Origin of the sequence: Nocardioides hankookensis, assembly GCF_042658885.1 — a bacterium.
GTDB classification, from domain to species: domain Bacteria; phylum Actinomycetota; class Actinomycetes; order Propionibacteriales; family Nocardioidaceae; genus Nocardioides; species Nocardioides hankookensis.
Genome location: NZ_JBHSRJ010000009.1, coordinates 204,431 through 229,219, shown reverse-complemented (window position 1 = coordinate 229,219; position 24,789 = coordinate 204,431). Strand labels below are relative to the sequence as shown.

21 protein-coding genes are annotated in these 24,789 nt (G+C 71.4%); 11 read left to right on the top strand and 10 right to left on the bottom strand.

Going from position 1 to position 24,789, the window contains the following annotated elements:
• Position 1: 1 nt before the first annotated feature.
• Positions 2 to 1,099: a hypothetical protein gene (locus tag ACFPYL_RS20470; RefSeq protein WP_379158752.1), complete on the bottom strand. Its 1,098-nt coding sequence runs from the start codon at positions 1,097 to 1,099 to the stop codon at positions 2 to 4.
• Positions 1,100 to 1,217: 118 nt separating this feature from the next.
• Between ACFPYL_RS20470 and ACFPYL_RS20465 the strand changes: the two genes are divergently transcribed.
• On the top strand, positions 1,218 to 2,843 hold the full coding sequence (locus ACFPYL_RS20465; protein WP_379158749.1) for a virginiamycin B lyase family protein: 1,626 nt from the start codon (positions 1,218 to 1,220) through the stop codon (positions 2,841 to 2,843).
• A gap of 4 nt (positions 2,844 to 2,847) precedes the next feature.
• Here the strand turns inward: ACFPYL_RS20465 and ACFPYL_RS20460 are convergent, their stop codons facing one another.
• Entirely contained in the window at positions 2,848 to 3,282 is a 435-nt protein-coding gene (locus ACFPYL_RS20460) for a DUF6069 family protein (RefSeq protein ID WP_379158746.1), read from the bottom strand.
• 203 nt (positions 3,283 to 3,485) lie between these two features.
• Here ACFPYL_RS20460 and ACFPYL_RS20455 point away from each other — a divergent pair, with 203 nt between their 5' ends.
• Positions 3,486 to 3,848: a YciI family protein gene (locus ACFPYL_RS20455; RefSeq protein ID WP_379158743.1), complete on the top strand. Its 363-nt coding sequence runs from the start codon at positions 3,486 to 3,488 to the stop codon at positions 3,846 to 3,848.
• A gap of 18 nt (positions 3,849 to 3,866) precedes the next feature.
• On the opposite strand, the gene ACFPYL_RS20450 is transcribed toward ACFPYL_RS20455, so the two are convergent.
• Positions 3,867 to 4,367 carry a polyketide cyclase gene (locus ACFPYL_RS20450; protein ID WP_379158740.1) on the bottom strand — a complete coding sequence of 167 codons (501 nt, stop codon included), beginning with the start codon at positions 4,365 to 4,367 and terminating at the stop codon, positions 3,867 to 3,869.
• Between the two features lie 31 nt (positions 4,368 to 4,398).
• Between ACFPYL_RS20450 and ACFPYL_RS20445 the strand changes: the two genes are divergently transcribed.
• From ACFPYL_RS20445 to ACFPYL_RS20435, 3 genes are read left to right on the top strand one after another with little or no spacing between them, the layout of a single operon-like run.
• Complete coding sequence (locus ACFPYL_RS20445; RefSeq protein WP_379158738.1) at positions 4,399 to 5,862, top strand: MFS transporter; 1,464 nt, start codon at positions 4,399 to 4,401, stop codon at positions 5,860 to 5,862.
• Between the two features lie 10 nt (positions 5,863 to 5,872).
• The gene (locus ACFPYL_RS20440; RefSeq protein ID WP_379158735.1) at positions 5,873 to 6,592 is read left to right on the top strand and encodes an endo alpha-1,4 polygalactosaminidase; all 720 of its coding nucleotides are present in this window, start codon (positions 5,873 to 5,875) and stop codon (positions 6,590 to 6,592) included.
• Between the two features lie 14 nt (positions 6,593 to 6,606).
• On the top strand, positions 6,607 to 7,380 hold the full coding sequence (locus ACFPYL_RS20435; protein WP_379158732.1) for an alpha/beta fold hydrolase: 774 nt from the start codon (positions 6,607 to 6,609) through the stop codon (positions 7,378 to 7,380).
• A gap of 3 nt (positions 7,381 to 7,383) precedes the next feature.
• Here the strand turns inward: ACFPYL_RS20435 and ACFPYL_RS20430 are convergent, their stop codons facing one another.
• A complete protein-coding gene (locus ACFPYL_RS20430) occupies positions 7,384 to 9,129 on the bottom strand; it encodes an eCIS core domain-containing protein (RefSeq protein WP_379158729.1) in 1,746 nt (581 codons plus the stop codon).
• Positions 9,130 to 9,240: 111 nt separating this feature from the next.
• The gene (locus tag ACFPYL_RS20425; RefSeq protein ID WP_379158726.1) at positions 9,241 to 9,777 is read right to left on the bottom strand and encodes a CGNR zinc finger domain-containing protein; all 537 of its coding nucleotides are present in this window, start codon (positions 9,775 to 9,777) and stop codon (positions 9,241 to 9,243) included.
• A gap of 58 nt (positions 9,778 to 9,835) precedes the next feature.
• Here ACFPYL_RS20425 and ACFPYL_RS20420 point away from each other — a divergent pair, with 58 nt between their 5' ends.
• Complete coding sequence (locus tag ACFPYL_RS20420; RefSeq protein ID WP_379158724.1) at positions 9,836 to 10,819, top strand: EamA family transporter; 984 nt, start codon at positions 9,836 to 9,838, stop codon at positions 10,817 to 10,819.
• Here the strand turns inward: ACFPYL_RS20420 and ACFPYL_RS20415 are convergent.
• The 4 genes from ACFPYL_RS20415 to mce form a co-directional block, all read right to left on the bottom strand.
• Positions 10,816 to 11,958 (bottom strand): AI-2E family transporter, encoded by a 1,143-nt coding sequence (locus ACFPYL_RS20415; protein WP_379158721.1) that lies wholly within the window; start codon positions 11,956 to 11,958, stop codon positions 10,816 to 10,818. The genes ACFPYL_RS20420 and ACFPYL_RS20415 overlap by 4 nt on opposite strands.
• Positions 11,955 to 13,169, bottom strand: coding sequence for a hypothetical protein (locus ACFPYL_RS20410; protein ID WP_379158718.1), 1,215 nt, complete (start codon positions 13,167 to 13,169; stop codon positions 11,955 to 11,957). The genes ACFPYL_RS20415 and ACFPYL_RS20410 overlap by 4 nt, the downstream gene beginning before the upstream one ends.
• A 142-nt stretch (positions 13,170 to 13,311) precedes the next feature.
• On the bottom strand, positions 13,312 to 14,649 hold the full coding sequence (ccrA, locus tag ACFPYL_RS20405) for a crotonyl-CoA carboxylase/reductase (protein WP_379158715.1): 1,338 nt from the start codon (positions 14,647 to 14,649) through the stop codon (positions 13,312 to 13,314).
• An 89-nt stretch (positions 14,650 to 14,738) separates the two neighbouring features.
• On the bottom strand, positions 14,739 to 15,188 hold the full coding sequence (mce, locus tag ACFPYL_RS20400) for a methylmalonyl-CoA epimerase (RefSeq protein ID WP_379160861.1): 450 nt from the start codon (positions 15,186 to 15,188) through the stop codon (positions 14,739 to 14,741).
• A 114-nt stretch (positions 15,189 to 15,302) separates the two neighbouring features.
• On the opposite strand from mce, the gene ACFPYL_RS20395 reads away from it, so the two are divergent.
• Positions 15,303 to 16,496, top strand: a complete 1,194-nt coding sequence (locus ACFPYL_RS20395; RefSeq protein WP_379158712.1) for an acetyl-CoA C-acetyltransferase — start codon at positions 15,303 to 15,305, stop codon at positions 16,494 to 16,496.
• 86 nt (positions 16,497 to 16,582) lie between these two features.
• Entirely contained in the window at positions 16,583 to 17,605 is a 1,023-nt protein-coding gene (gene meaB, locus ACFPYL_RS20390; RefSeq protein ID WP_379158708.1) for a methylmalonyl Co-A mutase-associated GTPase MeaB, read from the top strand.
• On the opposite strand, the gene ACFPYL_RS20385 is transcribed toward meaB, so the two are convergent.
• On the bottom strand, positions 17,563 to 18,996 hold the full coding sequence (locus ACFPYL_RS20385) for an MFS transporter (protein WP_379158705.1): 1,434 nt from the start codon (positions 18,994 to 18,996) through the stop codon (positions 17,563 to 17,565). The genes meaB and ACFPYL_RS20385 overlap by 43 nt on opposite strands.
• Positions 18,997 to 19,086: 90 nt before the next feature.
• Between ACFPYL_RS20385 and ACFPYL_RS20380 the strand changes: the two genes are divergently transcribed.
• The 3 genes from ACFPYL_RS20380 (at position 19,087) to ACFPYL_RS20370 (ending at position 24,777) form a co-directional block, all read left to right on the top strand.
• Positions 19,087 to 19,902, top strand: a complete 816-nt coding sequence (locus ACFPYL_RS20380) for a MerR family transcriptional regulator (protein WP_379158702.1) — start codon at positions 19,087 to 19,089, stop codon at positions 19,900 to 19,902.
• 4 nt (positions 19,903 to 19,906) lie between these two features.
• Positions 19,907 to 20,401: a VOC family protein gene (locus tag ACFPYL_RS20375; RefSeq protein WP_379158699.1), complete on the top strand. Its 495-nt coding sequence runs from the start codon at positions 19,907 to 19,909 to the stop codon at positions 20,399 to 20,401.
• Between the two features lie 170 nt (positions 20,402 to 20,571).
• Entirely contained in the window at positions 20,572 to 24,777 is a 4,206-nt protein-coding gene (locus ACFPYL_RS20370; RefSeq protein ID WP_379158696.1) for a S8 family serine peptidase, read from the top strand.
• Positions 24,778 to 24,789 lie beyond the last annotated feature (12 nt).

Below are 24,789 nucleotides of genomic sequence, written 5' to 3'. Positions count from 1 at the left end.
CCTACGTCGGGGCCATCGGCTTGATGACCTTGAGCTTCCTGTTCAGGGCCTTGGTGCTGCCGAGCGTCTCCCACGCCTTGCCGTAGAGCCCCTCCATCTCGGCCAGCAGCGTCTCGTACGCCGTCCGGTCCTCCTTGCTCCAGTCGGACCGGTCCTCCTTCTTGCCCGCGTTCTTGTTGTCGGCGTCGAGGGTGCGCATCTTCTCGTACTGCTCGTGGGCGGCCTCCTTGACCCCGATGATCGGCGCCAGGTGGAGCTGGAGCTCGATGAGGAAGCCGGCGTAGTGCTCCTTGCCGACCACCTTCCCGCGCGCGTCGTAGATGTCGATGTCGGCGCCGCCCATCTCGATCGACAGGTTGATGTCGCCGTAGCCCTTGCCGTTCATCAGGGTGTTCTTGACGCGGACGAGGTGGAACATCGGGTTCTTGGCGATGGTGCCGTAGCCCTTGACGAGGTCCTTCGGGTCGTCGAACGAGATCGATCCGCCGGTCAGGTCGACGATGCGCGACATGTCGCCCTTGTAGTCGGCGGTGACCTTCTCGAGCGTCCGGTCGAGCGACTTCATCTTCCCGCCCGGCCGGAACACGGCCTTGCCCTTGGTCTTCGAGGCGACCTGCTCGACCTGGTACTTGAACTCGGCCTCGAGCATGGAGCAGTGGGCGTAGATCTCACCCAGGTCGGCGACGGGCTGGTGGAGGGCCTTCTTGTCCGGAGCCTCGCCGCCCTTGATCGCTGCGACTCCCTCCCGCTTGCTCGCGCTCGACTCGCCCGAGAACTTGCCGACGGGCGTGCCGGCGTACTCGTCGGGCTTGCCCCCCTTGGGCTTCGGCACCTGCTGGTCCGGGGCGAGCTTGTAGTTGTCGAGGCTGTCCAGCTCGCCCGGGCCCCCCTGCGGGCCCCGAGTCTTGGCTCGAGCGGCTTGCAGCTGGCGGGTCGCCGCCTCGACGTCGGTCTCCCGGCGGATGGTGTCCGCGGCGCCGGTGCGCCCGAGCACCGGGAGGGGGACCGGCGCGAGGGGGACCGACGAGGCCGGACTCGGGGCGGTCTGGGTCGACTCGGCACCCGGAACCGATTGCTGGAGCAGCTTGCGGTCAGACATCGTGACTCCACAGGTGGTGGGCGCGGGGAGCGTCCGCCGTCGATCCAGCATAGGAGCCGGCACCCGCACGCGAGGCGTTTTGGCGTCTCCCCGGAGGTCCGCGGCGTACGGTCGGTCCATGCGTCGGTGGGCAGCCCAACTCGTGACCGTGCTCGTGGTGCCGTTCCTCGTCGGCGTCGCGCCGGCGGAGGGGGCCTCGGTGACGTCGTTCCCCACGGCCTCCGCCGGCAGCGGGATAGCGCTCGGTCCGGACGGGAACCTGTGGGTCGCCGAGGAGTTCAACGGCTCGGTCGCGCGCTTCACTCCCGCGGGTGCGCTGCTGGCCCGCTACCCGGTCGGCGCCGGCCCGACCACCGTCGCCGTCGGGCCGGGGGGACGCGTCTGGGTCGCCGTCACCGGTGCCGACAAGCTGACGTGGTTCGACGCGACCTCGGCCTCGCCGTCCGCCCACGACATCGCCACACCCTCCACGTGCGGGCCCGTCGCCCTCGTGTCCGGCGGCGACGGCCGGATGTACTTCTCCCTCCCCTCCGACGGGGTGTGCAACGGCGACGTCAGCCAGCTCGGCTCGGTGTCGGACTCCGGCGCGGGCACGGCGACGGCCACGGGCGGCCTTGGCGGTGCGGTCTACGACCTCGCGGTCTCCAGTGGCAAGCTCTTCGCCCCGGACTTCGGCGGTGACGTGATCCGCCGCCTGACGCTCGGCACCTCGCCGTCCGTCGAGAGCACCATCTCGGTCGCCGGCGGCTCGGGGCCGGACGGGATCGCGGCGGACGCTGCGGGCAGCCTCTGGGTGACCGAGTACAACGCCGGGAAGGTGGCCCGCTTCCCCGCGGCGCAGAACGGCGGGTCCGCACAGGAGGTCACTCTCACCGGCGGCACCTTGAGCGACCCGTACGGCATCCTGGCCAGCGCCGACGGGCACGTCTACGTCGCCGGGCAGGCGAGCGCGAACGTCGTCCGTGTCTCCGCCGACGGATTGTCGAGCTCTTTCGAGGCCCTGCCCGGGACCGAGCCGCACGCCCTCACGGACGGACCTGACGGCGAGCTCTACCTCACCGACCAGCACAGCGCGAACGTCATCCGGTTCGTCGACGGAGCCGCGCGAGCGGCCGCGGCTGCCGTGAAGGCCGTGACGACGACGGCGGCGACCGCGACCTCGGTCGTGGACCCCCGGGGCAACGAGACCCAGGTGTTCTTCGACTACGGCCCGACCGGCGCCTACGGGCGCACGGCCGGCCCGTACGTGGTCGCGGGGAGTGCCGGCGTCACGAACGTCGCCGGTCGGTTGACCGGCCTCGAGCCGGGCACCGCCTACCACGTGCGCGTGCGCGCCACGAACGCTGAGGGCACGACGACGTCCACCGACAAGGCCTTCGCGTCGCGGAGCCCGCTGCTGGCCGCGCGCACGACCTTCCGTTACCAGCCGGGGCGGACGACCGTCATCAGCCGCGTGAGCGTGGCGAGGCTGGGTGGCGGCGAGACGATCACACTCCGCTGCCAAGGACGCGGCTGCCCCTTCAAGGCGAAGGCCTTCAAGCGGGTGAAGAAGGGAAGCCGTTCCTTCGGCAAGGAGCTCTGGAAGGCACGAGGCCTCCACCCGGGCAGCAAGGTGGTCGTCCTGGTGACGAAGCCGAGGACCATCGGTCGGTCGACCACCCTCGTCGTACGCGCGGACACGAAGCCGCGGATCGTGCAGTCGTGCCTGCGCCCGGGCACCACGCGGCCGGGCCCTTGCTCCTAGGGCCCTAGCCGTCGAGCCGGCTCGCGAGGGTCGGGACGACGATGCAGGCCGCCACGGTGTGCAGGCCGATGAGCGTGGCCGCGGACGCGGCGTCGAACCCGACGACCAGGTCGGGCACCCACGACAGCACGGTGAGGGCGACCGCGGTGCGCACGAAGGTACGGCGCGGCCGGCGTGCGCGGCGCGCCAGCACGGCGGCCAGGCCGACGCCCACGAGCGAGAACACCAGCGTCAGCTGGGTGAACCCCGCGAGCGGGATGCTCTCGCCGCTGCTGTCGGCGAAGGAGACGCCGGCCGCCGAGGCGATCGCCGCGAGCGTGGTGGTGACAACCGCGGCGACGACCGAGGCGGCGAGGCCGTGCCTCCAGACGGTCCGGCGCCCGGTCGCGTGGCTGGTGCTGGTGCTGGTGCTGGTGCTGGGGGAGTACGTCGTGGACATGTCGTTTCTCCATCTGTGTCGCGGTCGCGGGTGCGACCGGCTCTCACTCACTCCACGAACGGGGAGGTACCAGATACGACAGCCGCGCCGAACTTTTCTCATCAGTCCGTTCGGCGGCAGGGTGGTGTCGTACCCACGCCCCACCGTTCGTGGAGCGGGGGAGAGGCGGTCGACGGAGCCGCCCGCGACGAAGGAGACACGTGATGGCGCACTACCTGCTCAGCGTGCACGGCCCGGCCGACATGGGCGAGTTCGGCAGCTACGGATCGCGGGAGGAGATGGAGGAGGCGTTCGCGGAGACCGATGCCTTCAACGAGCAGCTCAAGGCCGACGGCTACTGGGTGTTCGCCGGCGGGCTGCAGTCGGCCAGCACGGCGACGGTCGTCGACGGCCGGGGCGAGGCTCCGGTGCTGACGGACGGCCCCTACCTGGAGACCAAGGAGTACCTCGGTGGCTTCTGGGTCATCGACGCGCCGGACCTCGACGTCGCGCTCCGTCTGGCTGCCGCAGGGTCGCAGGCGTGCCGCGGCAAGGTGGAGGTCCGGCCCTTCGACGGGCTCGCCTGACCCGGTGCCCGGGCCGGGCTAGGGCCGCGCGTAGCCCCGACGGACCGTCCGGTCCAGGATGCCCAGCGTGCCGCGCAACGCGTTCTCGGAGATGACCGGGAAGATGCCGGCCGCCTGCCAGTCCGGGTGGATGTCCGACCAGTCGTAGAAGGACGTGACCAGGGTGCCGTCGGAGCCCTCGGGGTCGGGCTCGAGGCGGTAGCCGTAGACGTGGCCGATCTGCGGGCGGATCCGGCCGAGGATGGTCCACGAGATCAGCCGGTCCGCCTCGAAGTCGCGGATCGTCACGGTCACGTCGTACCGGCCCATCTCGGGGAAGTCGTTGAGCGACTCGCGGTCCATGTGGATGACGAAGCTGTCGCCGGCGGCCGCGACGGGGTCGCCGTCCGCGTCCTGGAGCATCCCGGAGGAGTCGATGGCGACGTGGCCCTGCGGGTCGCACAGCAGCGCGAAGATCTCGGAGGCGGGCGCGCCGATCAGCCGCTGGGTCTCGATCCGCGTGGTCTCGTCGTCAGGCATGCGGCGATCCTCGCACGGGTACGAAACCGGCATGGGAGCTGAGACCGGACGGATCACGACCGACATCCCGGCACGTCTGGACCGGCTGCCGTGGGCCCGCTGGCACTGGATGGTGGTGATCGGGCTCGGGACCGTCTGGATCCTCGACGGGCTCGAGGTCACCATCGTCGGATCGATGTCGGAGGCACTGAAGCCGTCCGACACCGGTCTCGGGCTGAGCAGCTTCGACATCGGCTTCGCCGGCGCGATCTACGTCGCCGGCGCCTGCATCGGCGCGTTGCTCTTCGGTCAGCTGACCGACCGCTTCGGCCGCAAGAAGCTCTTCCTGATCACCCTCGGCGTCTACATCGCTGCCACGGTGCTGACGGCGTTCTCGATGACCCCCGCGTGGTACTTCGCGGCGCGCTTCCTGACCGGCATGGGCATCGGCGGTGAGTACGCCGCCATCAACTCCGCGATCGACGAGCTGATCCCCGCGAAGTTCCGCGGACGCGTCGACGTCGCGATCAACGGGTCGTTCTGGGTCGGTGCCGCTGCGGGCTCGCTGCTGACGATCCCGCTGCTCGACCCCACGATCGTCGACCCGGCCTGGGGCTGGCGGCTGGCCTTCGGTCTCGGTGCCGTGCTCGCCGTCGGGATCCTGATCGTGCGGCGCCACGTCCCGGAGAGCCCACGCTGGCTCTTCATCCACGGCCGCGAGGACGAGGGCGAGCGGATCGTCCAGAGCATCGAGCACACGGTCGAGGAGGAGAGCGGCGCGCGCCTCGAGCCGGTGCACGACACCATCACGATCCGGCAGCGCACGACGATCGGCATCGGCGAGATCGCCCGCACCGTCTTCACGCTCTACCCGCGCCGCACGATCGTCTGCTTCGCGCTGTTCGTCGGCCAGGCGTTCCTCTACAACGCCTTCTTCTTCACCTACGGCGACACCCTCACGACGTTCCTCGACGTGAAGCAGACCGGGTGGTACCTCGCGGTCTTCGCCGTCAGCAACTTCGCCGGCGCGCTGCTGCTCAGCCGGCTCTTCGACACCGTCGGCCGGATCCGGATGATCGCCGGGACCTACATCCTCTCCGGCGTGCTGCTCGGTGCGACCGGCTTCTTCCTCGGCAGCGTCACCGCCGTGACCCTGACGCTGATGGGCGCGATCATCTTCTTCTTCGCGTCCGCGGGTGCGAGCGCGGCGTACCTCACCGCGAGCGAGGTCTTCCCGATGGAGACGCGCGCGCTGTGCATCGCCTTCTTCTACGCCATCGGTACGGCAGCCGGCGGCATCAGCGGCCCCCTCTTCTTCGGCTGGCTGATCGACCGCGCGTCGGCCAGCGGCGACATCACCCAGATCGCCGTCGGCTACTTCGTCGGCGCGGTCCTGATGGTCGCGGCCGGGGTGATCCAGGCGTTCCTCGGCACCAAGGCCGAGGGCAAGTCGCTCGAGGACATCGCCCAGCCCCTGACAGCGGAGGACAGCAACGCGGAGCCTTCCGTAGCCTGAGGGTGTGCCCGTGCTGCTCGTCGCTCTGCTGCTGGCCGTCCTGCCACTGCCGACCGGGACCGATGTCGACTACCAGCTCGGCGGCGTGCGCTCCACGCCTGCGCACGTGGGCATCGTGGTGCGAGACCGTGAGGCCCGGCCGCTGCCGGGCCGCTACAACGTCTGCTACGTCAACGGTTTCCAGACCCAGCCGGGGGAGCGCACCGTGTGGCGGCGGCACCCCGACCTGGTCCTGCGCGAGCACGGCCGTCCGGTCGTCGACGAGGCCTGGGGCGAGCAGCTGCTCGACGTACGCACGGCCGCGAAGCGGCACCGGCTCGCCGACATCGTCGGGCGGTGGACGCGCGGCTGCGCCCGCGCCGGCTACGACGCGGTCGAGTACGACAACCTCGACTCCTACACCCGCAGCCACGGCCTGATGAGGCGCGGTCAGGCCCTCGCCTACGCCCGGCTCCTCGTCCGCGGCGCGCACCGGGCCGGTCTCGCGGCCGGGCAGAAGAACCTCGCCGACCTCGACGGCACCACGCTCGGCTACGACTTCGCCGTCGCGGAGGAGTGCGGCCGCTACCGCGAGTGCGGCAGCTACGTGCGCGCGTACGGCGACCGGGTGCTGGCGATCGAGTACCGCGCCCGCGACTTCCGCCGGACCTGCGCGCAGTACGGCGACCGGCTCGCGGTCGTGCTGCGCGACCGCGACCTGAGCCCCGCCGGCGTACGCCGCTGGTGCTGAACTAACCTCGCTGCATGGCCCTGCACACGACCTCCCTGGGGGAGAACGGGCCGTTGGTCGCCTTCTGCCACGGCCTCTTCGGGCAGGGCAAGAACTGGACGACGATCGCCAAGGCGGTCGCCACCGACCACCGCGTGCTCCTCGTCGACATGCCCCACCACGGCCGGTCGCCGTGGCGCGACCACTTCGACTACGTGGACGTCGCCGACCAGGTCGCCGAGCTCTTCAGCGCCGACGACCCGGTCGCGCTGGTCGGCCACTCGATGGGCGGCAAGGCCGCGATGGTGCTGGCCCTGCGGCACCCCGAGCTCGTCGAGCGGCTCTGCGTCGTCGACGTGTCACCGGTGGCCTACCGCTCGAAGAGTGAGTTCGTCGGCTACATCGACGCCATGCAGCGACTCGACCTGACGGCGCTGGAACGTCGCAGCGAGGCGGACGCGGCGCTCGTCGACGCGGTGCCGGACCCGACGGTGCGCAGCTTCCTGCTCCAGAACCTCCGCCACGAGGGCGACGGCTGGGCCTGGCAGCCCAACCTCGACGTGCTCGGCCGCGACATCGACGTGCTCGGCGACTGGCCCGACGAGGCGCTGGCCGGAACGCCGCCGTACGAGGGGAGCACGCTGTGGGTCAACGGCCAGGACTCGGGCTACGTGCGTGAGGAGTTCGTCGCCGCGATGGACCACTGGTTCCCGCGCAACCGCCGCGTGACGATCAAGGGTGCCGGGCACTGGGTGCACTCGGAGCAGCCGGCCGTCTTCACCGAGGTGCTGCGCCGCTTCCTGGCCTGAGGCTCAGCGGTTGTTGAGCCCGACGATGTAGTCGAAGGTCCGCAGCGCGAGCGGTCCCCACTCCTTGTAGTAGACGTCCTTCGGCATGTTGCGGAACTCCATGACCGCGCCGGTCTTCGTCTGGTTCTTCGGCTTCTTGCCGGCCTCGTCGCCGACGGCGTCGAACTTCCCGCCCAGGGCACCCAGGCCCTCGAGCTTCGCCGCGAGGCCCCGGTTGGTCTTCGCCGAGAGATGGTCGACGCCCATGCTGATCCCCAGCAGCCAGTCCCGCCGGCTGATCGCCAGCCCCGGGTCGTCGTCCTTGACGCCGTACCCGGGGTCGTTCGGGTCGTTGCTCTTCTGCACGCCGCGCTGGAAGACCGCTTCGTCGGGCTCGGTGTCCAGCTCGGCGACCTGGAGGATCCAGGTCATGAATCCGCGTGGGTTGTGGATGAGGACGTCGTAGTCCTTCTCGGGCAGCTTCATGAACAGGGAGCCGAAGTCGGTACGCAGCATGATCGAGTTCGAGATCAGCTTCGCGTAGTTGAGGAGCCCGCCGCTGTCGGAGGACCCGAAGACCAGGTAGGAGACCAGCAGGGCGGCCATGCCCTGGAGCTCCTTGCTCGGGTTGGGGAGTCCCTCCGGCCCGCCGCCGGCCTTCACCTTCCCGGCGAAGTCGGCCGCCTTCGCAGACACACCCTCCAGGCTCGTCGCGGCCTTGGCGTCCTCGGTACCGAGCGCCCGCTTGTCGCCCTTGGTGCCCATCTCGGACATCAGGTCGATGATCTTGTCGAAGTCGATGCCCCCGGTGACCTGCGGGTTCGACTGGATGAGGTAGTCCGGCAGGACCCAGGCGTCGCGGGGTGTGCCGCCGATGCCGGCGTCGCGCAGGCTCTTGGTGGGTTGCCACTGGTCGATCGGGACCTTGCCCTTGTCGAGGGTCTTGTCGTCGGCGTCCTTGATGGTCTGGGCGAGTGACGTCATCTTGTCCATGATCTTGACCAGCTTCTTCCGGTCGGTCTCCTGGACGGGCGGGTCGACGACGAACTCGATGGTCGAGCCGACCTGGGAGTTCTCATCCGTCTCCATGCGGAATCCGTCGTACTGCTTCAGCACGGTGGCCTTCGGGTACTTCTCGAACGAGCCGTCGTTGAGCCTCTTCTTGGCGATCACGTTGGTCTCGAACTCGAAGCCCACCGCCCGGTGGACCATGCGGTGCGCGCCGGCGTGCTGCTGCTCGACGTGGGCGAGCTCGTGGGCGATCAGGCGGTTGCCGGACTCGTCGCCGGGGCGGTAGGCACCCTTCGAGAAGAACATGTCGTTGCCGACCGTGAACGCCGTCGCCGACATCTGCCGTGACAGCGCGTCGGCCTCGCCGTCGGTGTGGACGTTGACGCCGGCGAACGACCGGCCGAACGCGCCCTCCATCTGCCGACGCACCGACGCGTCGAGCGCGCCGCCCTGACCCAACCGCGACGACAGCCGCTGCTCGGTGTCACCGTCGAGGGCGCCGCCGGCGAGCCCGATCGGGCCGGTCGGCGCACCTGCGGACCGGCGTACGCCGTGGGCGTGGTGGTCCGCACCGGCGGGCTTCAGGCGGGCCAGGGCCTCGTCGGCGCGCCGGTCGGCCTCCAGCTCGGCCCGGTCGTCGGCGGCGCCCACCGTGAGCGGCACCGGTGCGGCAGGAACAGGCGCCTGCTCGGCCGCGGCGGGCTGCTCCTCAACCTCCCGCTCGGCCTCCTGCTGGGCGTGGACCGGTCCTGCGCTCATCCCGAGATCTCCCACTGGTCGGCGCTACGAGATCCCCCCAGTGAGCACGCTAACCAGCCCGGGTCAGGCGGTGCATGGCCCGTCCGGGCCATTTCGCTGGGGTCGGAGCGCTCAGTCCTTGGCCTGGCGGGCCCGGTAGGCCGCCACCGCGTTGCGGTTGCCACAGGCGGTCGAGCAGAAGCGTCGCGACCGGTTGCGGGAGAGGTCGAGCACGACCCCGGTGCAGGTCTCGTCGGCGCAGATGCCGAATCGGGAGAGCTGGTCGTCGCGGACGACGTCGATCATCGCCATGGCGGTGTCGACGACGATGCGGGTCGCGGGGTCGGCGTCGGCGGAGACGCCGTGCAGGTGCCAGTCCCACTCGCCGTGCCGGACCAGCTGAGGCGTGGTGCCCGCCTCGGCGAGCAGCTCGTTGACCAGCTCCGCGGTGCGGTCCCGGTCGGAGGTCATCAGCTCGTACAGGATGTGGCGCACGGCGCGCACGCTCTCGAGCTCGGTCGGCCCGGAGGTGCGGTGCGTGGTGTGCATGTACTCGGCGTACCAGAGGTCCAGCTCGTCGATGCTCGTCAGGGTGTCCGTGGTGACGGCGGAGTTCACCAGCACGACTGCAGCCTGCAGCATCACCGTGGTGTCATCCGTGAAAAGCACGTTGACAGATTACCGGGTCCGCTCGACGCGCGTAGAAATATCGCCGATAGCATGAGGCGTGAGAAAAGTCGCCGACGACACGCCTGTCCCGACGCTGAGCGCGTCACACCGCTCCCGCCTGGTCAGCGGTCTGGGCTTCGCGGTGGTCTCGGCGGCGACCTTCGGGCTGTCCGGCCCGCTGGCGCGCCCGCTGCTCGAGTCCGGCTGGAGCCCCGGCGCGATCGTGCTGGTCCGGGTCTCGGTCGCGGCCCTCGTCGTGCTCCCGTTCGGCCTGGTCGCCCTCCGGGGACGCTGGGACGTGCTGCGCCGCAACGCCGGGCTGGTGACGCTGTACGGCGTCCTCGCCGTCGCTGGCGCCCAGTTCTGCTACTTCTCGGCCGTCGCGCACATGCAGGTGGGCCCGGCGCTGCTCATCGAGTACACCGCGCCCGCCGCGGTGGTCTGCTGGATGTGGCTGCGCCACGGTCAGCGCCCGGGGCGGCTCACCCTCCTGGGGGCGGCGGTCGCCGCGGTCGGCCTGGTGCTGGTGCTCGACCTGGTGTCGGGCGCCGACCTCGACCCGGTCGGCGTCGCCTGGGCGCTGGCCGCCATGGTCGGTGCGGCGACCTACTTCGTGATCTCGGCCGACGAGGGCAACGGCATGCCGCCGATGGTCCTGGCGGCCGGGGGCCTGCTGGTCGGCAGCCTCGCGCTCGGCCTGGCCGGCCTGGTCGGCGTGCTCCCGATGGAGTCGGCCACCGCCGCGGTGACCTATGCCGGCACCGACGTCGCGTGGTGGGTGCCTCTGATCGTGCTGGGGGTCGTGACCGCGGCCGTCCCGTACACGACCGGCATCGCCGCCAGCCGCCGCCTCGGCTCGCGGCTGGCGTCGTTCGTCGCGCTGCTCGAGGTGGTCGCTGGCGTGGTCTTCGCGTGGCTGCTGCTCGACGAGCTGCCGCGGGCGGTCCAGCTGCTCGGCGGCCTGCTGATCCTGGCGGGTGTCGTCGGGGTCAAGCTGGGGGAGCGGACCACGGCCGTCAACGGGTCCCTGGAGCTGCCCTAACGGGTGTCCTGACGCCGGACCCACACCTCGCGCGTCAGCATCAGGATCGAGGCCGCGGTGGGGATCGCGAGCAGGGCGCCCACGACGCCGAAGAGCGCGGCGCCGGTGAGGGCCGCGATCACGGTGACGGCGCCGGGCACGTCGACGGACTTCGACATCACCCGCGGGTAGATCACGTAGTTCTCGACCTGCTGGTAGACGATGTAGAAGACGGCGCAGGCCAGGCCGATCTTCCAGTCCTCGGCGAACGCGATCGCGGTGACGATCACGGCGCCGATCGTCGCGCCGATCATCGGGATCACGTCGAGCAGGGCCACCACGAACGCGAGCGCCACGGCGTACTGGCTGAGCCCGACGACGAAGAGGAAGACAAGCGACGAGATGCCGGCGCACATCGCGACGATGAACGCGCCGGAGACGTAGCCGCCGACGCTGCGCACGACCCGGTCGCCGAGGCGGGAGACCCGGTCGCGGCGCGAGGCGGGGGCGAGCTGGTAGAGCGCGGACTTCGTGGTCTGCAGCGAGGCCAGGAAGTAGAGCGTCAGGACGACGACGATGAAGCCGTTGAACAGCGCGCCCAGGACCGCGAGGCCGACGCCCAGGGCGCCGCCGAAGACCGCGCCCGCGAAGTCGCCCGCGGTCACGTAGTCCTGGATCTTCTGGATGATGTCGTACTCGTCGTCGAGGCGCTGGACCTGCCGGTTGCGCTGGAGCTGGTCGAGCCAGTGCGGCACGTTGTCGGTGAGCGCCTTCACCTGGTCGGTGATGACGGGGACGATCGCGACGAGGAAGAGCGCGAGCGCGGCCAGCACGATCACGATCACGGTGACGACGGCGTACGAGCGCCGCATCCCGCGCCGCTCGAAGAAGCGGACGGCGGGGTCGAGGCCGGCTGCCAGGAACAGCGAGACCACGATCAGCATCAGGGTGGAGCCGATCGCCTGGACCTGCATGGCCAGCCAGATGGCGACCAGCGCACCGAGGCCGCCGACGAAACCGACGTAGAACGGGGCGTGCCGGTCCAGGGGCGGGCCGGGCTCGCCCAGGTAGTCGTCGTCGACCGGGATGCCCGCGGAGTCGTCCTCGGAGGCGCCTGCGGGTTCGCCTGCGGCCGCCTCGGGCTCCGCGGGCTGGGTCACTCGTCCTCGCCGAAGCCGGCGACGACGTCGCGGAGCGACGCCAGCTGGGCCGTGATCGCGTCGCGACGCTTGGCCATCCGGTCGACCTCGGCGCGGATCGCGGCCAGCTCACGCTCGGCCTCGGCGGCACCCGAGGCGTTCATCGACTCGGCCTGGGTGCGGGCGCTGGTGACGATCTGCTCGGCCTCGCGGCGGGCGCGACTCAGCAGGGCCTCGGCCTCGGTCGAGGCCTGACCGCGGTGCTCGGTGGCCTGGGCGGAGGCCGCGCGGGCCCGCTCCTCGGCGGCGGCGGCGCGCTCCTCGGCCTCCTGCACGAGGCGCTGGGTCTCGGCGGTGGCGCTGGCGTGGTGGTCGGTGGCCTCGCGGGCCAGCCGCTCCTTCTCCACGGCGAGCGTGCGCCGGGCCTCCTGGACCTCGCGGTCGGCACCGGCACGCAGCTGCTCGGCCTCCCGCTTGGCGGTGGTGCGCAGCTCGTTGGTCTCCTGCTCGGCGGCCAGCCGCAGCTGGTCGGCCTCGCGCTTGGCGGAGGCGACCAGGTCGGCGGCCTCGCTGCGGGCCAGGGAGCGCTCCTGCTCGGCGTCGGTCAGCAGCCGGCTGCGGTTCTCGTCGAGCTCCTTCAGCTGCACCAGCCGCATGTCCTCGGCCTCGCGCGAGGCGTCGGCGCGGATCGCCTTCGCGTCCCGGCTGGCCTGCTCGCGGATCTCCGCGGCGTCGTGCAGGGCCGTCTCGCGGACCTCGGCGGCCTCCTCCTCGGCGAGGCGGAGCATCGCGGAGGCGCGCCCACCGAGCCCGGCGTACGACGGGGTCTGGTGCTCGGCCAGGTCGGCCTTCAGCGCGGCGACCTGCTGCTCGAGGTCGAGCGCGCGGCGCTCGGACTCGGTCAGGCTGCCGCTGAGGCCGGACTTCTCGCTGCTGAGCTGGCGGATCCGGGCGTCCACCGCGTCGCGGTCGTAGCCGCCACGGCGTACGACGGGGAAGGCGCCGGAGCCGGCCGGCTGGGCGGCGGGCTGGGCGGCGCGCGGCGGGATCACCGGCGCCGGGGCCGGCGCCTGGCGGGCGGGCGCCGGCGGAGCGGCGGGGGCGGCGGGGGCCTCGGCCTGGCGCGGTGGAACGGCGGGCATCACCTGGGTCGCGTCGTCGGCGGCGGCGGTGCGGGTCTCGTCCTCATCGGGCTCGTTGTCGTCGAAGATGGACAGTCCCTGGTCGCTCATCGCGGCGCTGCTCCTTGCTGTCGGCCCTGGTGGGGATGTGCCGCCCAGTCTTGCGGATGGATCGAAATGAACCCACCCCGGCCCGCGACAAATCGTCGAGCCGGGGTGGGATATGGCCATCTGGCCGAGGCGGGACGGGCGGTCAGACCCCGCGGAAGCGGTTGATCGCCTCGAGGTGCTGGTCGCGGAGGTCGTGGTCGCGGACGCCGAGGCCCTCCTCGGGGGCGAGGCAGAGCACGCCGACCTTGCCCTGGTGCTTGTTGTGGTGCACGTCCAGGGCCGCCTGGCCGACGTCCTCGAGGGAGTAGGTCCGCGACAGGGTCGGGTGGATCTTGCCCTTGGCGATCAGGCGGTTGGCCTCCCACGACTCGCGGTAGTTGGCGAAGTGGGAGGAGATGATCCGCTTGAGGTTCATCCACAGGTAGCGGTTGTCGTACTCGTGCATGAAGCCGCTGGTGGAGGCGCAGGTGGTGATCGTGCCGCCCTTGCGGGTGACGTAGACGCTCGCGCCGAAGGTCTCGCGGCCCGGGTGCTCGAAGACGATGTCGATGTCCTCGCCGCCGGTCAGCTCACGGATCTTCGCGCCGAGGCGCTTCCACTCCTTCGGGTCCTGGGTGTGCTCGTCCTTCCAGAACTGGTAGCCCTCCTCGGAGCGGTTGATGACCATCTCCGCTCCCATGGACCGGGCGATCTGGGCCTTCTCCTCGTTGGAGACCACGCAGACCGGGTTGGCACCTCCGTTGAGGGCGTACTGCGTCGCGAAGCCGCCCAGGCCGCCGGACGCGCCCCAGATCAGGACGTTGTCGCCCTGCTTCATGTCGCCGCCGTTCTTGGAGACCAGCTGGCGGTACGCCGTGCAGTTGACCAGGCCGGGGGAGGCGGCCTCCTCCCAGGTGAGGTGGTCGGGCTTGGGCATCAGCTGGTTGGCCTTGACCAGGGCCACGTCGGCGAGGCCGCCGAAGTTGGTCTCGAAGCCCCAGATCCGCTGCTGCGGGTCGAGCATCGTGTCGTCGTGGCCGTCGGGCTCCTCGAGCTCGACCGAGAGGCAGTGCGCGACGACCTCGGTGCCCGGCTTCCACTTCGTCACGCCGGGACCGGTGGCCAGCACCACGCCGGCCAGGTCGGAGCCGACGACGTGGTAGGGCAGGTCGTGCCGCTTCGTGAGGGGGGACAGGCGTCCGTAGCGCTCCAGGAAGCCGAAGGTCGAGACCGGCTCGAAGATCGAGGTCCACACGGTGTTGTAGTTGATGGCGGAGGCCATCACCGCGACCAGGGCCTCGCCCGGGCCGAGCTCGGGCAGCGCCACGTCCTCGACGTGGATGGACTTGCGGGGGTCCTTCTCCTTGGAGGCGACCCCCTCGAACATGTCGACCTCGTCCTTGTGGACGGTCGCGGCGCGGTAGTGGTCGGGGATCTCCAGGTTCGCGAAGTCCTCGGGGCTGCTGTCGCCCGCCTGGATCGCGTCGAGGATGTGCTGCACGTCGGCTCCTGGGTGGTCAGGTGTCGGACTGGGTTGGGCGGGACATTACCCACGGGTAACAGGTGTGCACACCCCCTGTGACGTGTCCCTCAGTGGGCGGCGGCCGGCTCGACGAGCTCGACCAGCACGCCGCCGGCGTCCTTGGGGTGGATGAAGTTGATCCGCGAGTCCGAGGTGCCCCGCCGCGGCTCGTCGTACAGCAGCCGCAGGCCGCGGTCGCGGAGGATCGCGCTGACCTCCTCGACGTCGGTGACCCGGTAGGCCATCTGCTGGATGCCCGGGCCCTTCGAGTCGAGGAACTTCGCGATCGTGGACTGCTCGTTGAGCGGCGCGAGCAGCTGGATGCACGATCCGGAGTCGCCCACGGCCATCATCGCCTCGCGCACGCCCTGCTCCTCGTTGACCTCCTGGTGGGCCAGCCGCATGCCGTACGTCGTCTCGTAGAACGCGATCGCGACGTCCAGGTCGGGCACGGCGATGCCGACGTGGTCGATGGCGGTGAAGAGGTGGCTGGCTGCATCGAGGCTCATGCCCGACATGGTCGTACGACGCACGCCGTACGACGAGTGCGTGTGACCTTTTCCACCCTCGCCGCCCCGGTGACCCGTGGGTAAGGTCGGCAGAGATCCACCCACGAACTCTGGAGGCTCCTCATGTCCGGTCCGTCCGTCATCGTCGCGGGTGCGCGCACCCCGATCGGCCGCCTCCTCGGCGGCCTCAAGAGCCTCTCGGCGGCCGAGCTGGGTGGCGTGGCCATCAAGGGCGCGCTGGAGAAGGCGGGCGTCCAGGCCGAGCAGGTCGACTACCTGATCATGGGCCAGGTGATCCTGGCCGGGGCCGGCCAGAACCCGGCCCGCGCGGCCGGCATCGCGGGCGGCCTGCCGTGGAGCATGCCGTCGATCACCATCAACAAGGTCTGCCTCTCGGGCCTGAACTCGATCGCGATGGCCGACCAGCTGATCCGCGCCGGCGAGTGCGAGATCGTCGTCGCCGGTGGCATGGAGTCGATGACCAACGCCCCGCACTTCCTGCCGAAGTCGCGTGAGGGCTTCAAGTTCGGCGACGTGAAGCTCGTCGACTCGATGGCGTACGACGCCCTCTACGACCAGGCCACCGAGCAGGCCATGGGCGGGCTGACCGAGCAGATCAACGCCGAGGGCGTGAAGCTGACCCGCGAGGAGCAGGACGCGTTCGCGGCCGCCTCGCACCAGAAGGCCGCCCAGGCCTGGAAGAACGGCGTCTTCGACGACGAGGTCGTCCCGGTGACGATCCCGCAGCGCAAGGGCGACCCGATCGCGGTCAGCGCCGACGAGGGCGTGCGTGGCGACACGACCGCCGAGTCGCTCGGCAAGCTGCCCCCGGCGTTCGCCAAGGACGGCACCATCACCGCCGGCTCCGCGTCGCAGATCTCCGACGGCGCGGCCGCGGTGGTCGTGATGAGCAAGGCGAAGGCCGAGGAGCTCGGCCTCGAGTGGCTGGCCGAGATCGGTGCGCACGGCATGGTCGCCGGCCCCGACTCCTCGCTCCAGCTGCAGCCGGCCAACGCGACCCAGAAGGCCCTCGACAAGGAGGGCATCACCGCCGCCGACCTCGACCTGGTCGAGTTCAACGAGGCGTTCGCGGCGGTCGGCCTCGAGTCCACCAAGGCCCTGGCCCTGGACCCGGAGATCGTCAACGTCAACGGCGGCGCGATCGCGCTCGGTCACCCGGTCGGCATGTCCGGCACCCGGGTCGTGCTGCACCTCGCGCTGGAGCTCAAGCGCCGCGGTGGCGGCGTCGGTGCCGCTGCCCTGTGCGGCGGCGGTGGGCAGGGCGACGCCCTGATCGTGCGTGTCCCCACGGCGTGAGCTGACCTCCCCGCGCCTTCCAGGGCCGTCGCGAGCGGCGTCCAGCGCGTGCGATGGCAAGGCGGAGGAGGGAGGCGACTCGGGATATGTCTGCGACTGACGACAACGAAGCCACCGTGCGTGATGGGCGTCGCGCAGCGGGCTCGGGAAGGCGTGGGGAGGTCAAGGTCCCGGACCTCGTCGAGCGCGCCCGCGCCGGCGAGGCCCGGGCCGTCGCCCGCCTGATCTCGCTCGTCGAGGACGAGTCGCCGCTGCTCCGCGAGGTGATGGCGGCCCTGGCGCCGCACACCGGCAACGCCCAGGTCATCGGCATCACCGGCTCGCCCGGCGTCGGCAAGTCGACGTCGACCAACGCGCTGGTCACCGAGCTGCGCCGGCAGGGCAAGCGGGTCGGCGTGCTGGCGGTCGACCCGTCCTCGCCGTTCTCGGGCGGTGCACTGCTGGGCGACCGGGTCCGGATGCAGGACCACGCGCTGGACCGCGACGTCTACATCCGCTCGATGGCCTCCCGCGGGCACCTGGGCGGGCTCTCGTGGTCGACGCCGCAAGCCCTGCGCGTGCTCGACGCCGCCGGCTGCGACGTGATCCTCATCGAGACCGTCGGCGTCGGGCAGAGCGAGGTCGAGATCGCCGGCCTCGCCGACACCACGATGGTGCTGCTCGCCCCGGGCATGGGTGACGGCATCCAGGCCGCCAAGGCCGGCATCCTCGAGATCGGTGACCTGTACGTCGTCAACAAGGCCGACCGCGACGGCGCCGACCAGGTGCGTCGCGACCTGCGCTCGATGCTCCAGCTGGGCGAGCGCCCGGAGGGGTCCTGGCGCCCGCCGATCGTGAAGACCGTCGCCCAGAAGGGCGAGGGCCTCGACGAGGTCGTCGCCGAGATCGACAAGCACCACGAGTGGCTGGCCTCCAGCGGTGAGCTCGACAAGCGGCGTACGCGCCGGGCCCGCGACGAGATCGAGGCGATCGCGGTGACCGCGCTCCGCCAGCGCTGGGGAGACGTGCACGGCCGCAGCGAGCTCGACGAGCTCGCCACGGCCGTGGTGGCGGGGGAGTCCGACCCCTACGCCGCTGCCGACACGCTGCTGGACTCCTTCACCGACTGAGCCGCACGCGGCCGGCGCGGGAGGAAGGCAGCCGCGAGCGCGACAGCGACCGTGGTGGCGGCCAGGTAGGCGAGGCTGGCGCTGAAGGCGTCGACCATGCCGCCGTCGAGCCGGCCGAAGAACACGATGCCGACCAGCGCGACGCCCAGGGCGTTACCGACCTGCTGGACCGTCGACGACATCCCGGAGACGGTGCCGGCGTGCTGCGGTGCCACCGAGCCCATCACGGTGCCGATCAGCGCGGCGAGCACGACGCCCATGCCGAGCCCGCCGACGGCCAGGCCCGGGACCAGCCACAGCACCGAGCCGCCGGTGCCGACGCGCTCGACGGCGGCCAGCAGCAGCAGGTGGCCGGCACCGAAGACCAGCGCCGAGCAGGCGATCGTCGCGCGGGCGCCGTACCTCCGGAGGAGCGCGGCCGCCTCCGCCGTACCGACCATGTACGACGCGGCGACGACCGTGAAGACCGCGCCCGACGCCAGCGGGCCCAGGCCCCGGCCGTCCTGGAGGTAGAGGGCCAGCACCAGGAAGTACGCCGCCATGCCCGTGAACAGCAACGCCAGCCCGGCGATCCCCACACCGACCGGACGGTTGCGCAGCGGCGTCGGGTCGACCAGCGGCGAGATGGCGCGCCGACGCAGCGCGCGGCCGCGCAGGTAGGCGAGGTCGCCCAGCACGAACGCGCCGGCGAGGCAGACCCACGTCCACACCGGCCAGCCCTGGCGCTGGCCTTCCACCAGGGGGAGCACGAGTGTGGTCAGCGCACCGACCACGAGGAGTGCCTCGACCGGGTCGACGCGTGGAGCCGAGGCGATGCGGGTGTCGGGCAGCAGCCGCGGTGCCGCCGCGAGCGCGGCCAGCCCGATGGGGACGTTGACGAGGAAGATCGCCCGCCAGCCGCTGCCCGCGATGTCGAGGTGGATCAGCAGGCCGCCGACCAGCTGGCCGGACGCGGCGGCCACGCCCATCACGGTCGCGTAGGCGCTGAGGGCGCGCACCCGGTGCGTGCCGGCGTACACGTCACCGATCAGGGACAGCACGGCCGGGCCGATCGCGGCCGCGGCCGCGCCCTGGACCAGCCGGGCGGCCAGCAGCGTCGTGGTGTCCGGGGCGAGCCCGCAGAGCGCGGAGCTCGCGACGAAGAGCGCGAGGCCGAGCACGAGCATCCGCCGACGGCCCCAGCGGTCGGCGACCCGGCTGGCGACGAGCAGGAGGCCGCCGAAGGTGAGGCCGTAGCCGGCCACGAGCCATTCGAGAGCGGTGTTGTCGGCATCGAGGTCGCGCTGCATCGAGGGCAGCGCGACGTTGACGACGAAGAAGTCGAGGACGATCAGGAACGTCCCGGTCAGGAGCACCGCGAGCGGCCCGCGGCGGAAGGTGGTGTCTGTCATGACCGCGTTCTCCGCCCTCCCGTAGCGGGAGGGTCAACCCTCAGAAATCGACTCGACCCTCCCGCACGGGGAGGGTGCAGAGTGGCGGCCATGGCTGACCTGCTGAGCATCGGCGACTTCTCGCGGATGACGTTCCTGACCGTCAAGGCGCTGCGGCACTACCACGACGTCGGGCTGCTGGAACCGGCCCGGATCGACCCGCACACGGGCTACCGGTCCTACCGGCCCGAGCAGGTGGCGCAGGCGCGGCTGATCCGGAGGCTGCGCGACCTCGACCTGCCGCTGGACGACGTGCGGGCGGCTCTCGCGGCACCGGACGAGGAGGCGCGCAACCGGGTGATCGTCGCGCACCTGGAGCGGATGAGCCGGCAGCTCCAGCAGACGCAGGACACCGTGGACTCGTTGCGGCGGATGCTCACGGAGGAGGAGCGGATCGAGGTGGCGCACCGCGACGAGCCGACCACCACGGCCCTGGCGATCCGGGGGGACGTCACCGGCGAGACGGTCGTGACGTGGTGGATCGAGTCGTTCACCGAGCTGCACCGCCTCCTCGCGGTCTCGGGTGTCGAGCGCACCGGCCCCGACGGTGCGGTCTTCCCGACCGAGTTCTTCACCGACGGTGCCGGTGAGGTCGTCGCGTTCGTGCCGGTCGCTCTCCCTGACGGTCGGGTGCCGCCACTGCCCGGCCGGGTCGAGGTCGTCGAGCGCCCGGCCGTCCGCTACGCGGTCGCGACGTACGACGGCCCGATGGTCGACCTCGACGCGGCGTACTCCGCCGTCGGCCGCGCCGTCACCGAGCAGGCGCTGTCCGCCGAGGGCCCGGTCGTCGAGCGCTACCTGCCGAACGGCGATCCCGAGGACCTGCTCGACCACACCACCGAGGTCTGCTGGCCAGTCCTAGTCTGACCCGGTGAGCATCGCGAGCGGCCCGATCATCCAGGTCTGCTGGGTCACCGACGACATCGCGGCGACCGAGCGGCTGCTGTCGGAGCAGTTCGGGGTCGGCGCGTGGACCCGGATCCCGGACGTGCGGTTCGGCCCGGAGTCGACGACGCTGCGCGGCGAACCGGTCGACTGCACGCTCCACGTCTCGCTCGGGTACGCCGGGGACCTCCAGCTCGAGCTCATCCAGCCCGTGTCCGGGCCGTCGATCCACCAGGAGTTCCTGGAGGCCCGCGGTCCGGGCCTGCACCACGTCTGCTTCGCGGTCGACGACGTCGACGCAGCGTGCACCGCCGCGGAGGCGGCCGGGGTGCCGGTGCTGATGCGCGGCTCGATGATGGACGGCGAGATCGAGTTCGCGTACGTCGACGGGGCCGCCGGGGGAGCGCCGTACGTCGAGCTGGCCCGCATCGGACCGCAGATGCAGGCGTTCTACGACGCGGTGCGTGGACGAACCGGCTGACGCGCGGGGTGCCGCCGGATTTCGCACTGAATTCATGTCTTCCACCCGGAAGTTTTCCGTGATGTAGTGCAGCCCTCGGGATCGTCGATCCCCGGTTTCGGAGGACACTCTTGTCGCACTCGTCTCCTCGTCCGTGGCGCTGGATCGCCTCACTCTCGGCCGGAGCGCTCGTGCTCGGCACCGCGTCGCTCGCGGTGCCCACGGGCGCGGCGTCGGCGGCAGACCACCAGGGCCTGCCTGCTCCGACGCGCGCCGCGCTGGGGAAGGCCGCGCCCGGCGCTCACGTCGGTGACCGCCCGGCGGGCATCCCCGCCACCGGTCGCTACTCGTTCCTGCTCCAGCTCGACACCCGGTCGACCGGGCGCGCGTTCGCGGCCAACCGCAGCGCCGGCAGGTCCGCGGCGAGCACCGCCGCGCGCCAGCAGCTGTCGAAGGTCACCGCCGCCCAGAACGCGGTGATCGGCGACCTCCCGGCGCGGACCCCGGTGCTCTACCGGATGCACGCGGCCCTGGCCGGCGTCGCGGTGACCACCAACGTGGCGAACTACGACGAGTTGACCGACATCGCGGGCGTCGCCCACGTCTACCCGATCGCGCCCAAGAGCCCCTCCAACAGCTACGCCGTGCCGCTCCAGGGTGCGCCGGCCGCCTGGGAGGGCAGCGCCGACCTCGGTGAGAACACCGTCGTCGGCATCATCGACACCGGCATCGACTACACGCACGCCAACTTCGGCGGGGCGGGCACGAGCGCGGCGTACGACGCCGAGCACGCCCACGCCGACGACGCGACCCTCTGGGGCAGCAGCGTCTTCCCGACCAGCAAGGTGATCGGCGGCTACGACCTCGTCGGCGACACCTACCAGGCCGACCCGAACACCGCCGGCTACCAGCCCGTCCCGGTCCCGGACCCGAACCCGCTCGACTGCGAGGGCCACGGCTCCCACGTCGCCGGCAGCGCGGCCGGCCTCGGTGTGACCGACACCGGCGACACCTACACGGGTGACTACGACACCTCCACCGACTTCGGAGCGCTGCGGATCGGGCCCGGCATGGCCCCGGCGGCCAAGCTGATGGCGTTCCGCGTCTTCGGCTGCGAGGGCAGCACCGACGTCACGGCAGCCGCCATCGACCGGGCCCTCGACCCGAACGACGACGGCTCGATGGCCGACGCCGTCGACGTCATCAACATGTCCCTCGGCTCCGACTTCGGCTCGCCGGAGGACGGCGACGCGATCGCGTCGGACGCCGCCGCGGCGCTCGGCGTCACGATGGCCATCTCGGCCGGCAACTCCGACGACCTCTACGACGTCAGCGGCTCGCCGGGCTCCTCGACCCGGGCGATCACGGTCGCGGCGTCGGTCGACGCCCAGAGCATCGTCGACGGTCTCGACGTGACCTACAGCGTCGACGGCGACGAGCAGTACGCCTCGGAGCGATCGATCGCCTACGACTGGGACACCAAGCCCGACCTCGCAGGTCAGATCGTCGACCTCGGTCCGAACGTCACCGGCTGCACGGCGTTCACGGACCCGCAGAAGGCCCTCATCGCCGGCAAGATCCCGATCCTCAAGTGGACCGACGACAACCTGGAGTGCGGCTCGGTGGCCCGCTCCGGCAACGTCGCCGCCGCGGGTGGCGTGGGCTTCGTGTTCCACAGCAACCTGGAGGCCTTCTCGGCCGGCATCACCGGCTCCGCGGTCATCCCGGGCGTGCTGGTCAACAATGCCGGCGGCGCGGCCATCCGTGCCGCGATCGCCGGCGGTCAGACCGTCACGGTCACCGGCACCGAGCGCAACGGGGTGACCCAGACGTTCCCGGACGACGACGACACGATGGCCGGCTTCTCGTCCCGCGGCTCGCGGGGCGCCGGGCACCTCAAGCCCGACGTGACGGCGGTCGGCGGCACGGTCTTCTCGACCTCCGTCGGCACCGGCAACGAGGGTGAGACCGAGAGCGGCACCTCGATGGCCGCCCCGATGGTGGCCGGGCTCTCGGCCCTGGTCATCTCGGCCCACCCGGGCTGGACGCCCGAGCAGGTCAAGGCCGACATCATGAACACCGCCGGCCAGGACCTCGACACCAACGGCTCCGACACCGCCGGCGGCGACCGCTACGCACCCAACCGGGTCGGCAGCGGTCGGATCAAGGCCGACGACGCGGTCCGCAACGAGGTGCTCGCCTACGCCGCCGGTGGCACCGGTGCCGTCAGCGTCTCCTTCGGCCCGGTGGAGGTGACCGATCCGGTCACCGTCTCGAAGACGGTGACGGTGGAGAACACCGGCGCCACGTCGCGCACCTACGACACGTCGTACGACGCGATCACGAGCGTGCCGGGCGTCGACTACGAGATCTCGCCGGCTTCGGTGACCGTGGCCCCCGGGGCCACGCAGACCGTGACCGTGACGCTGTCCGTGGACGACCCGTCGGCGCTGACCAAGACGGTCGACCCGACCCACGGTCGCGGTGACGACGACCAGCCGCTCGAGTCGCTCGCGGACGCCAGCGGCAACCTGCTGCTGACGCCGACCTCGGGCAGCCTGCCCGAGCTGCGGGTGCCGGTCTACTCCGCGCCGCGTCCGGCGTCGTCGATGACGCAGCCCGGCTCGGTCACCCTGACGGACGGTGAGGGGACCCTGGCGCTGTCGGGCGACGACGTCGACCAGGGCGCGGACGAGGAGAACGTCACCTCGCTCGTGACCGGCCTGGAGCTCCAGGGCACCAGCCCCGCGCTGCCGGCCTGTGCCGGCGCGGTCACCACGGGCTGCGTGCACGGCCCGACCGACAGCGGTGCCGACCTCCAGTACGTCGGTGTCACCTCGGACGCGCCGTTCTACGGCACGCCGTCGAACGGCCAGGCGTACTTCGGCATCTCCACGCACGGGGCGCACTCCACGGCCGCGAGCAAGGTCGAGTTCGACATCTACCTCGATGTCGACGAGGACGGGACGCCCGACCTGGTCGCCTACAACACCCGGCTGACCGACAGCGACGTCTTCGTGACCAGCCTGGTCGACCTCGGCAGCGGCGACACGATCGACACCGAGGTGACCAACAACCGCTTCGGTGACGTCGACACGGCGATCTTCGACAGCGACGTGCTGCTGATGCCGGTGTGGCTGAAGCCGCTGCTGGACTACGGCGTCAACGCCGCCTCGCCGCGGGTCAACTACGCCATCGCGTCCTACACCACCTCCTCGACCGGTGAGGTCGACGAGATCGGCTGGGACGGCAACGACGTGGACGGCAGCCTCTCGGCCGACCTCTACAACCCGGGTGTGCTCGTGACCGGTGACGGCGTCACCGGTGACGTCTGGGGCGCGAACTCGCCGTTCGGCCCGCTGATCGTGGACAGTGACGGCGCCACGCTCGACGTCACCAGCGACACGAGCAGCTACGCCGACGACAACGGCCAGGGCGTGCTGATGCTCCACTTCCACAACGAGGTGGGCAACAAGGCGCAGGTGGTCGCCCTGAAGAGCGCGACCACGGTCACGCTCGGGGCAGTCCCGGCGTCGGTGCCGCGGGGCACGGCGACCCAGCTGACCGTGACGGTCGCGAACTCCGACGCGGAGGGCGCGGTCCCGACCGGCTCGGTGACGGTGACCGACACGGACACCAGCACGGTCGTGGCGTCCGGGCCGCTCGGCGCCGGAGGCACGGTGACGCTGCCGTACACGCCGACGTCGGTCGGCACGCAGCACCTCGTGGCCACCTACGCCGGCACCGATGCGCTCGCCGGCTCGAGCTCGACGCCCACCACGCTGACCGTCACGGCCGCCGGCCGCGACGTGACGCTGGGCGCCGCGCCGACCAGCGTGGTCCGCGGGGACGACGTCGCGCTGACCGTGGGTGTCGCCCACGGCGCGGGCGACCCGGTCCCGACCGGCTCCGTCAGCGTGGTCGACGGTGCGGGCGCCACGGTGGCGTCCGGGACGCTGGGCGCGGATGGGACGGCGTCGCTGTCCTTCACCCCGACGAAGCCGGGCACGCTGTCGCTGCACGCGACGTACGCCGGTGACGCGAACACGGCGGCCGGACAGTCGTCCGCGGTGACCGTGACGGTGAAGAAGGCGACCGCACGGGTGACGTTGGGCCTGCCGCGCTCGGCCAAGCCCGGTGCCCGGGTGCGGGCGAACGTCGCGATCGCGACCGTCAACGGCATCCCGGCGACCGGCAAGGTCGTCCTCAAGGGCGGCGGGAAGACCCTCGGGTCCGCCAAGCTCGTCAAGGGCAGGGCGACGGTCGTCTTCAAGGCTCCCAAGAAGGGCGGCAAGCTGAAGGTCCAGGCGGTCTACGCCGGTGACTCGACGTACTCGTCCGGGAAGTCGAGCGTGAAGGTCCTCACCGTCACCAAACCACGGAAGAAGCACCGGTGACGAGGAGTCGTT